The organism is Pyruvatibacter sp. HU-CL02332, assembly GCF_040362765.1.
Taxonomy (GTDB): domain Bacteria; phylum Pseudomonadota; class Alphaproteobacteria; order CGMCC-115125; family CGMCC-115125; genus Pyruvatibacter.
In genome coordinates this window covers 753,706-766,932 of the sequence record NZ_BAABWK010000002.1, presented here as the reverse complement: position 1 = coordinate 766,932, position 13,227 = coordinate 753,706, and the positions used below count along the sequence as shown (strand labels likewise).

The following is a 13,227-nucleotide window of genomic DNA, read 5'->3' as shown; positions in this document are numbered from 1 at the left end:
GCGGCTGCTTGATTTCTTGATCAGGCTGTTGGCTTACTTGCCGGACGCCTTTTCAAAGAACTTGCCAGTCTGCTCGCCACCCATGAAGAACGGCTTGGAGTTTGAGAAGTCTGTGATCTGGTCCCAGTTTTCCAGAACCTTCTCAGCTGTGAGGTCATCACGGCCCACATAAACGCCATCAGCTTCCACAACCTGGGCCGCTGCGAAGACGCCAGCACCTGCGCACAGGATGGTACCTGTTGGCGCGTCGTCGCTGACGAGGATCATCACGCCGGGAGATACGAATTCCGGCTTCAGCATGGCTTCTGCTTCAGGTGGCATCAGGTTTTCAGTCATACGCGTAAAGGCAACCGGTGCCAGCGTATTGACCTTGATGTTGTCCTTCTGACCTTCGATCTTCAGCGTGTTCATAAGACCCGCAAGACCAAGCTTCGCAGCGCCGTAGTTGGCCTGGCCAAAGTTGCCGTAGAGACCTGAGGACGAGGACGTCATCATGATGCGGCCATACTGCTGCTCTTTCATGATCGGCCATACTGCCTTGGTCGCCTTGGCAGAACCTGCAAGGTGCACATCAACAACCAGATCCCAGTCTTTCTGGTCCATCTTCGCGAAGCTCTTGTCGCGCAGGATGCCGGCATTGTTGATGAGGATGTCGATGCGGCCGAATGCGTCCATCGTCTGCTTGACGAGGTTTGCAACGCCAGCATCGTCTGTGACGCTTGAGCCGTTGGAAATTGCTTCGGCGCCAAGGGCTTTGATTTCTTCAACGACCTTGTCAGCAGCTTCAGATGATCCGCCTGAGCCATCCACGGACCCACCAAGATCGTTGACCACGACCTTGGCACCGCGACGGGCGAGCTCAAGAGCGTGACACCGGCCAAGGCCACCGCCTGCACCGGTTACGATTGCAACCTTACCTTCGAACGAAATAGTCATGTTCTGATTGATCCTCTTTTTGGCCGATATGCCTGAGTTGTTGAGGGAGTGCGGCACCCGGCACGGGCACCGCAAAAAATGCTGGGGAGGTTTTGCAATGCCCGCCATGTGGGGTCAAGCTGCACGCCTACGTCTAATTTCGCCCCTCTGATCGAGGGCGGGGCAATCCGGGGACCTTATCTATGGATTTTTTGGTGCTGCAGAGCCTTTTCGGCCTGCTGGTATTCGTCGGGCTGGCGTGGTGCCTGAGTGAGAATCGGCAAATTTTCGCCTGGAAAACAGTCCTGGCGGGCCTGATTGCCCAACTTGTAATCGCGCTTTTGTTTCTACGCGTACCGTTTGCCCACCAGGCCATGCTTTCCCTGAACGGGCTTGTCGATGCCTTGATGGCGGCAACACGTGCTGGAACATCATTCGTCTTTGGATATGTCGGTGGCGGGGATGCCCCCTTTGAGGTTACCAACCCGGCCGCCGGCTTCAGTCTGGCCTTTCAGTCGCTTCCCATCGTGCTTGTGGTCTCCGCCTTGGCCGCCCTGCTGTGGCACTGGCGCATTTTGCCGATAGTCATTGGAGCGCTTTCGGCGGTTCTGCGGCGTACTTTGAATATCGGCGGCGCGCTGGGGCTGGCGTCTGGCGCAAACGTTTTCATGGGAATGGTCGAGGCGCCCATTCTCATTCGGCCTTACCTGGCACGTCTTTCGCGCTCGGAATTATTTGCATTGATGTCAGTGGGGCTCGCGACCGTGGCGGGAACGGTGCTGGTCCTTTACGCCAGCGTTATAGGCGCGCGAGTTGACGGCGCGCTGGGGCATATCATTGCCGCGTCATTTATCTCGCTACCTGCCGCCATCATCATCGCGCGCATCATGGTTCCTGAGACGACACAGGGCACATCTGTAGGCAATGATGCGCCAAGCCTTGAATACCGAGGCAGCATGGATGCTATCGTGCAGGGAACAACCAGCGGACTGCAATTGATGCTCGCCATCGCGGCAATGCTCATTGTAGCTGTTGCGCTGGTGGCTCTTGCGGACATTACCCTTGGTATTCTGCCAGACGTCGCTGACGCACCTTTGACTCTGGAGCGTGTGTTCGGGTGGCTGTTTGCCCCCATCGTCTGGTCTATGGGCATTCCCTGGAGCGAAGCGGGCAATGCCGGGTCGCTGATGGGCATCAAGACGGTACTGAATGAGTTTCTTGCTTATCTCGCCCTTACCAATCTGGAACCGGGTGCGCTATCTGAGCGCTCTCAGCTTATCATGGTCTATGCGTTGTGTGGATTCGCAAATCCCGGCTCTGTTGGAATCATGATTGGCGGATTGACCAATCTGGTTCCTGAACGCCGTGATGAAATCATCGGCCTTGCCGGCAAAGCGTTTGTCGCCGGGACGCTTGCTACCTGCATGACCGGTGCAGTGGTCGGTGTCGTGTCCTAGGCGGCTTTCGCAAGAGCAAATGCATCTGCAAGAAGCTCATAGGACCGGACCCGATGGGCATGATCATGGGTGATGGTCACAAGAGCGAACTCTTCGACATCATGTTCGCTCTCCAAGGTGAGCAGCTGGGCCTTGACCTGTTCTGGTGTGCCGGTCATTCCGCGGGCTTCAATTCCCTTGATGATCTCTTGTTCCTCATCCGTATACGGATAGGAAAGTGCATCTTCGATTGTCGGGAAGGGCCCGGGTTTGCCCTGCATCATCCACAACACCCAGAGATTGCGGCTTGCGCATATCCGGCGCGCTTCATCTTCTGTTTCGGCCACCATGACCGACACGCCCATGGACGCACGTGGGGTCTTTAAGGTGCGGGAAGGGCGGAAGTGTCTGCGATATGTCTCGAACGCACGATCAGGCGATTCCGGATTGATGAAATGCGCATAGCAGTAGCTCAGGCCGAACTGGGCTGCATGCATGGCGCTATCACCACCCGAGCCAAGCAGCCACATGTCTGGCACGCCGGGACCCATGGGAGCCGCGTGAATGCCCCGGTACGGGTGATCTTCCGGAAATCCGCCTGCGTCACCCTCGAGTCCCGTTGAGTCCTCAAGAAACTGGGTGAGCAACTGCACCTGCTGCGGGAACACTTCAAGTGGATAGGCTTTGGGCCCCGGCATCAAGGCAGCCGTTGTGCGTGGTTCTGCACCAGCGGCCCTGCCCAAACCCAGATCAATCCGTCCTGGATAGAGCGTCTCAAGAAGCCGAAACGTCTCTGCCACCTTGAGCGGAGAATAGTGCGGCATCATCACGCCACCGGACCCGATGCGCATGGTTTTGGTTTCCGCCGCCAGCCGCGCTATGAGGACTTCCGGAGCTGATCCGGCGAAGGACTTGGTGTTGTGATGTTCAGCCACCCAGTAACGATGATATCCCAACGCATCGCAGCGTTTGGCAAGGTCGATGGTGTCACCCAGCGCCTGGGCAGCAGTGCCTCCGGCGCGAATAGGCGACTGGTCGAGTATCGATAACAGGGGCTGGTGCATTTGATTAGCTGCGCTTTTTCAATTTCTTCACGATGCCGCTGAAGCTTAGCAGTGTTGGTCCTGTCCGGGCATCATCAGCATTTATTGTTCCCCGAACAAAAATCATGCTGCCGGTCTCCCGTACAACTTCTCCGGACGCATAAACAATACCACTGGATGGGCCCGCAGCTGTGAATTCGCCGTTGAGCGCAATTGTGACGGCATGGGTATCGGTCAACTCCTCCAGCGCGATGGTGAACAGGGCATAGTCCGCAAATGTCATCAGCATGCCGCCATGGATGGCGTTGCCGCCATTCAGGTGTTTGGGCTCTACCTTGAAGGCAGACACAACGCCTTGGGGTGTGCGCTGGAAGAAGAACGGACCGGCCATATCTTCGTAAGGCTCATCGGCGCCCCATTTTTCCCAGCCTTCAAGACCTGCCGGTGGTGTAAAATCCATGATGCCAATTCTCTTGTTCAAGTTAGTGTTTTCTCAATGGCGGCTGTCATATCACAGAGGGCCGGGCAGCCAACCAAGATGTCCGAATTTTGCGTGCAGGTGACGTTTGCCAGACGGAAAGTCCAAATCTGATAAATCCAGGTCAACCCCGGCGCTTATCAAGCCGGTGGATGCGTTGGAGCAGGCTCAAACCAGGTGCGCCCTTGCATTCTGGCAATCGAACGGAAGTAAGGGATCACTGCCACCTACAAATCTGATCGACCCGTCAGAGCTGCGTGAACTATTACCAAACATCGTGCTGATTGATGTGATCTGGCCAGATGGCACCCTGGATGACGCAGCAGTACCTCAGGATTTCCGATATCGACTGATTGGCGGTCATAGTGCTGAAACCCATGATGCCAACCTGACCGGCACGCTTGTGTCAGACCTCTCACGTTTCGGTGAAAGCTACTCTGAGGTCATGATGGGATTCTATCGCAGCATCTGTGCCCAGAAAGCACCGGTGGCTGCTGGTGGTACCCTGGCGATCATAGGCAAGGGGTATCGAGATTTTGAAGCCATCTATCTTCCATTCACCGAGACTGGCAACCGTGTAGATCGCCTGATGGCCGCCGTGGTCTATCTTTAAACGGGCAAGCGCTTTTCAGAGCCAAGCAATGCATTTTGACGTGCGGAGGGGTGATGGATACTCTCCCGCCGAACACAATGCTTTGCCTAATCCACATTACGTCCGCCGGAAGGTTCCCCGATTATGTCTCTCGACGCAGAAACCCGCCAACAGCTCCTTGATTCCGTGTCCCGCTTTGTGCGTGAACGATTGCGCCCGCTGGAAGATCAGGTCGCTGAAAATGATGCGGTGCCTGATGACATCATTCAGGAAATGAAGGACCTGGGACTTTTTGGTCTGGCCATCCCTGAGGAATTCGGCGGCCTTGGTCTGTCCATGGAAGACGAGTGCCTGACCATGTTTGAAATGGGTCGCACATCTCCTGCATTCCGGTCCGTATTCGGAACAAATGTCGGTATTGGCAGCCAGGGCATTGTGATGTTTGGGTCAGATGAACAAAAACAGGAGTGGCTCCCGGGGCTGGCGTCCGGCGAGATCATTGCAAGTTTTGCGCTGACAGAACCTGAGGCTGGATCTGATGCAGGTTCGGTCAGGTGCACAGCCATTCGCGATGGCGACGAGTATGTCATCAACGGCACCAAGCGCTACATTACCAACGCCAACAAAGCACATATCTTTACGCTGATGGCGCGGACCAATCCAGACGTTAAGGGCGCCAAGGGCGTGTCATCCTTTATCGTGCCATCAGACCTGCCGGGCATTTCTCTGGGCAAGCCGGAAAAGAAAATGGGTCAGCAGGGTGCACACATCTGTGACATCAACTTTGACAATGTCCGCGTGCCTGCGCGCCTTCGCCTTGGCGATGAAGGCATGGGCTTCATCAATGCCATGCAGATTCTCGAACGCGGGCGTCTTCACATATCCGCTGTGTGTGTCGGCGTTGCTGAACGTCTGATTGCGGACTGTGTGGAATATGCGTCTGAGCGCAAACAGTTCGGCCAGCCCATTGGCGAGTTTCAGTTGGTGCAGGGCATGCTGGCGGATTCCAAGACGGAAGCCTACGCCGGACGCTGCATGGTGATGGACGCAGCCAAGCGTCGTGATGCCGGTGAAGACATTGGCACCGAAGCGTCGTGCTCCAAGTATTTCTGTTCCGAGATGGTCGGCCGTGTGGCAGACCGTGCAGTGCAGATTTATGGTGGAGCAGGCTACATCGCTGACTATGGCATTGAGCGGCTTTACCGTGATGTCCGGATCTTCCGGCTTTATGAGGGCACCAGCCAGATTCAGCAGGTAGTGATCGCGCGCAACATGCTGCGCGAAGCAGGCTAATCTGTATGGCTGATGAGGCCGCTGTCCAGAAGCTGTTGAAGGACATCCGCGCATGTACGGAATGCGCGGACGATCTGCCTCATGATCCCAGGCCGGTCCTGCGCGCCAGCACCAGTGCACGTGTTTGCATTGTCGGTCAGGCGCCGGGAACCCGGGTGCATGCGAGCGGGGTGCCCTTTGATGATCCGTCCGGTGACCGTTTGCGGGAGTGGCTGGGCGTTGATCGCGACACCTTCTATGACGAAAGCCGTATCGCCATTGTTCCCATGGGGTTTTGCTTCCCAGGGCTGGATGCCAAGGGAGGCGACAAGCCACCGCTCAAACGGTGTGCAAAACTATGGCGGACGCAGCTGTTTGAGACCCTTGGAGAAGTCGACTTCACCGTCATTATCGGCACATACGCACAGGCATGGCATCTGGGCAAAGCGCGCAAAAAAACAGTGACTGAAACAGTGGCTGCATGGCGTGACTACATGCCGTCTGCCATTACGCTCCCGCACCCCTCGTGGCGCAACAATACATGGCTGAAGAAAAATCCATGGTTTGAAGCGGATGTCCTGCCTGTTTTGCGGGCGGAGGTCGCGAAGCGAGTCTGATCCATGCGCGCCAACTATCTCATTGCAGCTTTGATGATCGGGCTTGCCGCCTGCGCGCCCCGCCTTGATCTGCCCGGACCGGCGATCGCTGATCCCGTCCTGAACTCCGACAAATTGATATCTGCCGACGGCCGCGAGATCGCGTTACGTCACTATGTTGCAGCTGATCCTCGCGCGATCATCATCGCGGCACATGGGTTCAACGATTATGCGAACGCATTTCATATGGCGGGACCATGGTTTGCGGATCGCGGCACTACCCTCATCGCCCTTGATCAGCGTGGCTTCGGCAATACACCCAATCGCGGACGCTGGGCGGGCACCGACGCATTGGCAGATGACGTGGCAACGCTTGTGAACGCCGTCCACTCGCAGGCTCCACAGACGCCCATTTACCTCCTTGGGGTGAGCATGGGGGGCGCAGTTTCAACTGTTGCAGCGTCGCGTCACGATCTGCCCATTGAGGGGCTTATCCTGTCAGGCCCTGCTTTTTGGGGGTGGTCCCAGCTCAACCCTGTTTATCGGGCCACCTTGTGGACAGTGGCGCATGTCGCCCCTTGGTACTACCTGACAGGTGAGGGGCTACGCCTGTGGCCTTCAGACAACATCGAGATGCTGCGTGCCTTGAGCCGTGATAACCGCATGATCCGTGAAACGCGGGTCGACGCGATTTATGGCCTTGTCACCCTCATGGATGACGCCTTTGAGGCCGCCGCACACGTTGGCCACCCAACTTTGATTCTGTTTGGTGAAAAAGACGAGATCGTGCCTGCAGCACCGGTTGAGGCCGTCGTAGCCCAGCTTCCCGGACCAAAACGCTTTGTGCGGTACCAGAACGGCTGGCACATGCTCCTGCGAGACCTTCAGCACGAAACGGTGTACCAAGACATTGAGGCTTGGATTGCCGACCGTGATGCTGCACTTCCCTCCTTGGAAGAGGTGGCTTTGCAGCCAAAATGAGGGCATTAAGTGACCCATAGATCCTTTGCCTGACATCTGTCTGAAAAGCGCCTGCCCATGCCTTTTTTCAATGCTGTTGAGAAGCGACCGGTAACGGCTCTTTTGCTGCTGTGCCTTGCGCTTTATCTGCCGGGCCTGTTCACCCTTCCCGCACTGGATCGCGACGAAGCGCGCTTTGCGCAGGCAACCGTGCAGATGCATGAGACCGGCGACTATATGGTGCCGCATTTTCAGGAAGATTTGCGGGCCAAAAAGCCGGTTGCCATCTACTGGGCGCAGGCCGTCACATCTGGCGCGGCCAGTCTTGTTGGCCTGGATGACCCCAATGGGCATCCCGGTATCTGGGCGTTTCGAATTCCATCCTTGATTGCAGCGATTTTGGTGGTGCTCCTCACATGGCGTGTGGCGTCCCTGTTTTACGGCCGGCGTGCGGGGCTCATGGCCGGCGCGCTGATTGCCACCACAGTGGTTCTGGTTGCCGAGGCCAATATCGCCAAGACGGATGCGGCACTCGCGGCCTCCATCATGGCAGCCCAACTTGCACTAGCACGCGTGTGGCTCGCGCGAGACCCAACACGTTTCGATCCGGGCCTCGGCAACGCTGTTCTTTTTTGGGTGGCGATGTCGATCGGCATTCTGCTCAAGGGTCCGATAGCACCGATGATCAGCGGTCTGACCATGGTCGGTCTTGTGGTCGCGACCCGTGAGATCAAATGGATCTTTCTGTTGCGTCCAATACGCGGCGGAGTTTTGCTCCTTCTTCTGACATTGCCGTGGGCGGTCAGCGTTTGGTTATCCACCAATGGGGCTTTCTTTGGCGAAGCTGTTGGCGGCGACTTCTTGCCAAAACTGGCAGGAGGGCAGGAAAGCCATGGAGCACCCTTTGGATACTACACCCTGCTGCTCCTGGTGACATTTTTTCCGGCTAACCTTTTGCTCATGCCCGCGATTGCCCGGGCCTGGGGGGAACGTCAGTCCGCACCTGTCATGTTCTTGGCCGCATGGATCATTCCAAACTGGCTCGTCTATGAAATCGTTCCCACCAAGCTGCCGCATTATGTGCTCCCGGTTTACCCAGCGCTCGCCATCTTGGTTGCAGCGCTGCTGGCAGCTTCCCTGAAAAACCCGCAACTCCTCAAAACCAAGCTGGCACGCGCAAACATAGTTGCGTGGGCACTCGTCGCTTTGGTGTTGGCAGCAGCCATTGTTGCGCTGCCGGTCTTGTTGCCGGAAGGCACAGCTGTAGAGCCGGGGCCATGGCCTGTTGTAGGCGCGGGCATATTTGCAGCCATGGCAGTTCAAGTGCTGGCTCAGGCCTGGCGGGCAAGGGCTTCAGGAGTGGTCCTCGCCGTTGCTGTCACAGGCATTGCATTCTCAGTTGCGCTTCTTGAATTTGCCCGCCCACGTGTCGACCCGCTTTGGTTGGCTGACCGCACGGCGCAGGCGATGGAGGACCGCGACCTTGTTGGCATGCGTGTTGTATCTGCTGGTTTTTCAGAACCCAGTCTGGTGTTCGCTCTTGGAACCAAAACCAGGCTGACGAATGGCACCGCTGCTGCCAACGCGCTGGCAGTCGGCGAGGCAGATATTGCCCTTGTCGAGGAACGTGAAGCGGCCACATTCTTTGAAGAAGCTACGCGGCTAGGCATCACTCCTGTTCCGGCATTGACGGTAGATGGCTTGAACTATTCACGCGGGGATGCGGTCAGTCTGACTGCCTATCTCCTGACGACCCGTTAGGGTTCGACGCACTCATTCCGACGGAAGGTCAAAATAATGAGCCTGATGAACATTTTGATGGAGGCCCAGCAGGGTCAATCCACCGACGCGCTGGCAAAGCAATTTGGCCTGGATAGTGGGCAGGCAGGCAGTGCATTGAGTGCGCTTGTGCCTGCCTTGACCGCAGGTGTTAAGAAAAATACCGCGCAGGAAGGTGGCCTGGCCTCATTGATGGGCGCATTGGCGGGCGGCAGCCACGATCAATACCTGGATGATCCATCAAAAATTGCGTCACCGCAGGCTGTTGAAGAAGGCAATGGCATTCTTGGACATGTGCTTGGTTCCAAGGACGTGAGTCGTCAACTCGCAGCACGTGCCTCTGAAAAGACCGGCATTAGCGATGACATTCTCAAGAAGATGCTTCCAGTTGTTGCAAGCATGGTCATGGGCGCAATGAGCAAGCAGGCTGGCGGTGGTCAGGCCTATCAGGGACAGGATGATTCCGGTGGCCTTGGATCCCTCGTAGGCGGTGTGCTGAACAGCGTCGTGAGTGGCGGCAGCAAGTCAGGCGGCAGCAAGGCTGCAGACCTTCTGACATCTGCCCTTGATCAGGACGGTGACGGCTCGATGCTGGATGATGTGATCGGCGGCTTCTTCAAGCAATAGGCCGTGCAGGTGATCTGTTTGTTGAATGGTGGGCGCGGCTGGGATTGAACCAGCGACCCCTGCGGTGTGAACACAGTGCTCTCCCACTGAGCTACGCGCCCTTACGACCAAAAACGCAATAAAATCAATACTCTAGAGAAAACGAGTTTAGCGTCGATATGTCCGTTCGTCCACGAAAATTACGTCCCGCTGTGACACCAGTGTGACCGGTTCGCGTACCTAGTCCCTGGCACACCAGTCAGGTTTTGGTGACAGGGCCCTGGTGCCATCGTGCGGCCAAGGTCTCAGGTGACCTGCAGCAAACGCCAGGTACGCAATATTCGTATCGTTGACGGCAAGCTCGATGAGATGCCGGCCCCAGCGATCAGTTCCATAGTCGCGGATGATCTCAATTTTGGAATCCCTGGTCGTTTCAACCATGAACTCTTTGGCCTCGTACCCGAGTTAACGCTCAGCTTCACACCTGGCACCGCCGCGTTGGGTCAAAGAACCGGTTTCAGGTGCATCAACATCTGCCAGCAGAAACTTCATTTCACCGATGCGACCGCTGTCACCGTCAGACCAATAAATCTGAATGCCGCTCAGACGCCCATGGGAGTCCACTGACTCACTGTTTGCTTTTGTGGGTCCCAGGCAGCTGATTACGAAAATCGCAGTCCAGGGTCTCCTGTGAATCATTAAGGGCTATTCCTTGAACAAGCTCGGGTCGGGTTGGAGGTGTACATTGGCCCAGCCCGGTTTCTTTGAATACGAGTGATGGAACAAAAGTCCACCAGCTGCGAACCGGTCTCCCTAATGAGGGGATGAGACTGGCAGCCGTTCCCGGTCTCTACCGAAGGATGGACCCGAGATTGGAAATCATCCTGGACCACCCGTTTCCACACCAGTTTGCAGTAAACGGGGGGGCAAAGAATGATTGGAAAACGCTTTGTAAGATAGGGGGGTGTGCGTTGCCTGGTGTACATCCAATCCTTGCTCAAGTTCTCCGGCACCGGTCTCGATCACCACGCCTGCGGGTGGGATCAAGCTTTTTCTGGTCCGGCAAATCGATCTGGCGGTGAACACGGATCTGCATTGGCGGTTCTGACGTGCAGTGATGACTGCAAGGGGCTTGAGCCGCGCCGTGTGCGAGGGGATAGCCTTCCCCAATACGCCGTGCAGCCGGTGCTCAGGCCAGAAGTCTCATGGCAGCCATAAGCAAGTGGCCTAGCGGGACCCTACCTTCCGACATTCAAGCCAAAAGACATGAGGGGAGGCGTCCTGTGTCGGTCGGTCCCGTTGAAGTGCCCGCGTACCTATTGCCAATCCTGCGATTGCTCAGGTGGCCAGAGCCTGGTGCGTGTCTGAGATCACGCCTGTTGGCAACCCAGTCAGTGACCGCGGCCCGTCAACAGAATAGGCGGTGTGTGGCCAAGCGGCGCCGCAATAGGAAGAAAGTTCCAAATATAGAAAATTAGGGCTTGACACAATACACAGCGCCATATAGTATTCGTGCCCCCTTCCAAAATGGAAATTGGAACTAGGTACCTATTTCTATATATAGAAGGAAACTTATACCAATCTTATTGGGATCACAACTAAAAAATATCATTATATGGAATATATTTATATGAGCAATTCTTACAATAGAAATGAGAATGAAAATTTAGAATCAAATCTGAATAGGAGTACTGAAAAAGGCAATAGTTTAGATGCCAATGCTTTCCTGATCGATGGACTGGAAGTCTTCTGTGATCAGGAAGGCGTTCCGTATGTTCGCTCTAAAGACCAGAACACGGCTCACCCGATAAAATCAGAGGCCGCATCAACTCTCATACGAAAGGCACTGTTCGAGAAAACGAACCAGGTACCCAGCGGCAAAGCTGTTGGCGAAACGATTGATCGCCTCGAAGGTTTTGCGCTTCTGTCTGCTGACAAAAGGGACCTGCCCATTAGAACCGTTGTTCGTGACAAGGAAGATGGATCTTCAGTCGTTGAGATTGACACTGGGCGTAGAGAGGCTGTCGTCGTGTCTGCAGGAGGATACGGATCGCAAATTACCAACACGATCTTCCGGCGGCCTGGAACCGCAGCTGAGTTGCCTGAACCTGCAAAGTCCGGGTCTCTCGATCTTCTATGGCAGGTGCTGCCGGTCAAGGACCCGGACCAGCAAAAGCTCATAGTTGCCTTTATCGTCGTGAGCTCAATCGCGAACTGTCCAGCATTCCCGCTGCTGTCTATGGAGGGACCTGCAGGGTCGGCCAAGACATCAGCAATGGAAATTATTGCCGGACTGATTGATCCCTCCCCAGGTCTGGCGCGCGCATTGCCAAGAAGCGAGAGAGACCTTGCGGTGAGCGCCCACAATCGCTGGTGTGTTACCTTTGACAATCTGGACCATATCAAAGGCAATATGTCTGATGCCTTGTGCCGGCTTACGACCGGGGGCAGTTTTGCTGCAAGGGCGCTTTACACTGATGCGGACGAACGGTTGCTTACCTTCAGGCGTCCGGTAATTGCCACCGGCATTGGGGACTACATCAGACGATCCGACCTGATGACCAGATCCATGGTTATTACTTTGCCACCACTCTCGGAAGCAGGTGGGGTACGGCCAAAGCAGCAGGTGTTTGCGGAATACGAAAGACTGAAACCGCAAATCCTGGCAGGTCTCTACAATGGCATCTCATCGGTGCTGCGAAACTTGGAGTCCACAAAAGAGAACTTCGACCATCGTGCGGCAGACTTCCTGAGATATGCCACTGCAGCTGAAGAGGGGCTAGGTTGGGCGCCGGGCTCTTTTGAGAAAGTGTTCATGCGGCATCAAGACCGCCAGCAGTCGACGCTGGCGTTATCTGATGTGGTTGTTCGGGAGGTATGTACAGTGATCGCGGGCGAAGACGGTGATGTGATAGAGCACACCGCCTCAGACCTCTACCAGGCTGTCACGAGTGGCTTTCTGGGCAGTCGCCCAGCAGCCTGGCCTAAAGATCCCGCAGGCCTGAGTAAGTGTCTGACTCAAAGATACGAGCAACTGAAGTCTCTGGGTCTAATCCTTGAACGCGGTAGGACGGGAAAATCAAGATCGCTGGTTTTCAAGAAGCTTCCGGGTTTCAATGCAGCTGAGCATCTGCCGCAAGATTCGAACACTCAGTACGATGACGATGAGCTGGTTTAGTGAAGACCTGAACTAGGCGGCGAGGGGGCAGGCAAAACCTAGCCCCTTTTCCGTATGACAGCTGTGACGGCAGTGACGGATGATTGGAGCCAATTGTTCACCAGTGGCCACCATATTCCCCATCTATCAGTGGCCGGTAGGGCTCCACTCTTTCTGGCGTAGCCAGATAGACATGCCTTCCGCCATCACAGCTCATTTCCAAGCAATTACCACTTCTGTCAATCAGACTTCATTTTGCTCCATATCTGAGCTCCGAGAGCTCTTGGGAGAAACGCAGGCCAAGTCCGCATCTGCTACAGCTTGTGTACAGCGGAGCTAGTGCTGCCTTCAGTCCCTGTGTCGTCTTAAGCTGTTGAAGCGTTTGGATCACAT

At 55.8% G+C, this 13,227-nt stretch carries 11 protein-coding genes and 1 tRNA gene; 8 read left to right on the top strand and 4 right to left on the bottom strand.

The annotated features are described in order from the left end of the window. Positions 1–33: 33 nt before the first annotated feature. The gene (locus tag ABXH05_RS14265; RefSeq protein ID WP_353561675.1) at positions 34–936 is read right to left on the bottom strand and encodes an SDR family NAD(P)-dependent oxidoreductase; all 903 of its coding nucleotides are present in this window, start codon (positions 934–936) and stop codon (positions 34–36) included. 182 nt (positions 937–1,118) lie between these two features. Between ABXH05_RS14265 and ABXH05_RS14260 the strand changes: the two genes are divergently transcribed. Further along, positions 1,119–2,372, top strand: a complete 1,254-nt coding sequence (locus ABXH05_RS14260; RefSeq protein ID WP_353561673.1) for a NupC/NupG family nucleoside CNT transporter — start codon at positions 1,119–1,121, stop codon at positions 2,370–2,372. On the opposite strand, the gene ABXH05_RS14255 is transcribed toward ABXH05_RS14260, so the two are convergent. Together ABXH05_RS14255 and ABXH05_RS14250 are read right to left on the bottom strand one after the other, a co-directional pair. After that, entirely contained in the window at positions 2,369–3,415 is a 1,047-nt protein-coding gene (locus tag ABXH05_RS14255) for an LLM class flavin-dependent oxidoreductase (protein WP_353561671.1), read from the bottom strand. The two genes, ABXH05_RS14260 and ABXH05_RS14255, sit on opposite strands and share 4 nt — an antisense overlap. Before the next feature lie 4 nt (positions 3,416–3,419). Further along, the gene (locus tag ABXH05_RS14250; protein WP_353561669.1) at positions 3,420–3,854 is read right to left on the bottom strand and encodes a PaaI family thioesterase; all 435 of its coding nucleotides are present in this window, start codon (positions 3,852–3,854) and stop codon (positions 3,420–3,422) included. 106 nt (positions 3,855–3,960) lie between these two features. Here ABXH05_RS14250 and ABXH05_RS14245 point away from each other — a divergent pair, with 106 nt between their 5' ends. From ABXH05_RS14245 to ABXH05_RS14220, 6 genes are all read left to right on the top strand, one after another. Continuing rightward, positions 3,961–4,485: a PAS domain-containing protein gene (locus ABXH05_RS14245; protein ID WP_353561667.1), complete on the top strand. Its 525-nt coding sequence runs from the start codon at positions 3,961–3,963 to the stop codon at positions 4,483–4,485. Between the two features lie 123 nt (positions 4,486–4,608). Then, on the top strand, positions 4,609–5,757 hold the full coding sequence (locus tag ABXH05_RS14240) for an acyl-CoA dehydrogenase family protein (RefSeq protein WP_348139706.1): 1,149 nt from the start codon (positions 4,609–4,611) through the stop codon (positions 5,755–5,757). 5 nt (positions 5,758–5,762) lie between these two features. Continuing rightward, positions 5,763–6,353: a uracil-DNA glycosylase family protein gene (locus ABXH05_RS14235; RefSeq protein WP_353561665.1), complete on the top strand. Its 591-nt coding sequence runs from the start codon at positions 5,763–5,765 to the stop codon at positions 6,351–6,353. 3 nt (positions 6,354–6,356) lie between these two features. Continuing rightward, complete coding sequence (locus ABXH05_RS14230; protein WP_353561663.1) at positions 6,357–7,313, top strand: alpha/beta hydrolase; 957 nt, start codon at positions 6,357–6,359, stop codon at positions 7,311–7,313. A gap of 57 nt (positions 7,314–7,370) precedes the next feature. Further along, positions 7,371–9,053, top strand: a complete 1,683-nt coding sequence (locus ABXH05_RS14225) for an ArnT family glycosyltransferase (RefSeq protein ID WP_353561661.1) — start codon at positions 7,371–7,373, stop codon at positions 9,051–9,053. A 36-nt stretch (positions 9,054–9,089) separates the two neighbouring features. Then, positions 9,090–9,698: a DUF937 domain-containing protein gene (locus ABXH05_RS14220; protein WP_353561659.1), complete on the top strand. Its 609-nt coding sequence runs from the start codon at positions 9,090–9,092 to the stop codon at positions 9,696–9,698. 26 nt (positions 9,699–9,724) lie between these two features. Here ABXH05_RS14220 and ABXH05_RS14215 read toward each other — a convergent pair. Beyond that, positions 9,725–9,799: transfer RNA gene (locus tag ABXH05_RS14215), tRNA-Val, on the bottom strand. A gap of 1,508 nt (positions 9,800–11,307) precedes the next feature. On the opposite strand from ABXH05_RS14215, the gene ABXH05_RS14210 reads away from it, so the two are divergent. Next, a complete protein-coding gene (locus tag ABXH05_RS14210; RefSeq protein ID WP_353561657.1) occupies positions 11,308–12,855 on the top strand; it encodes an AICE element replication initiation protein in 1,548 nt (515 codons plus the stop codon). The last annotated feature ends 372 nt before the right edge of the window (positions 12,856–13,227 follow it).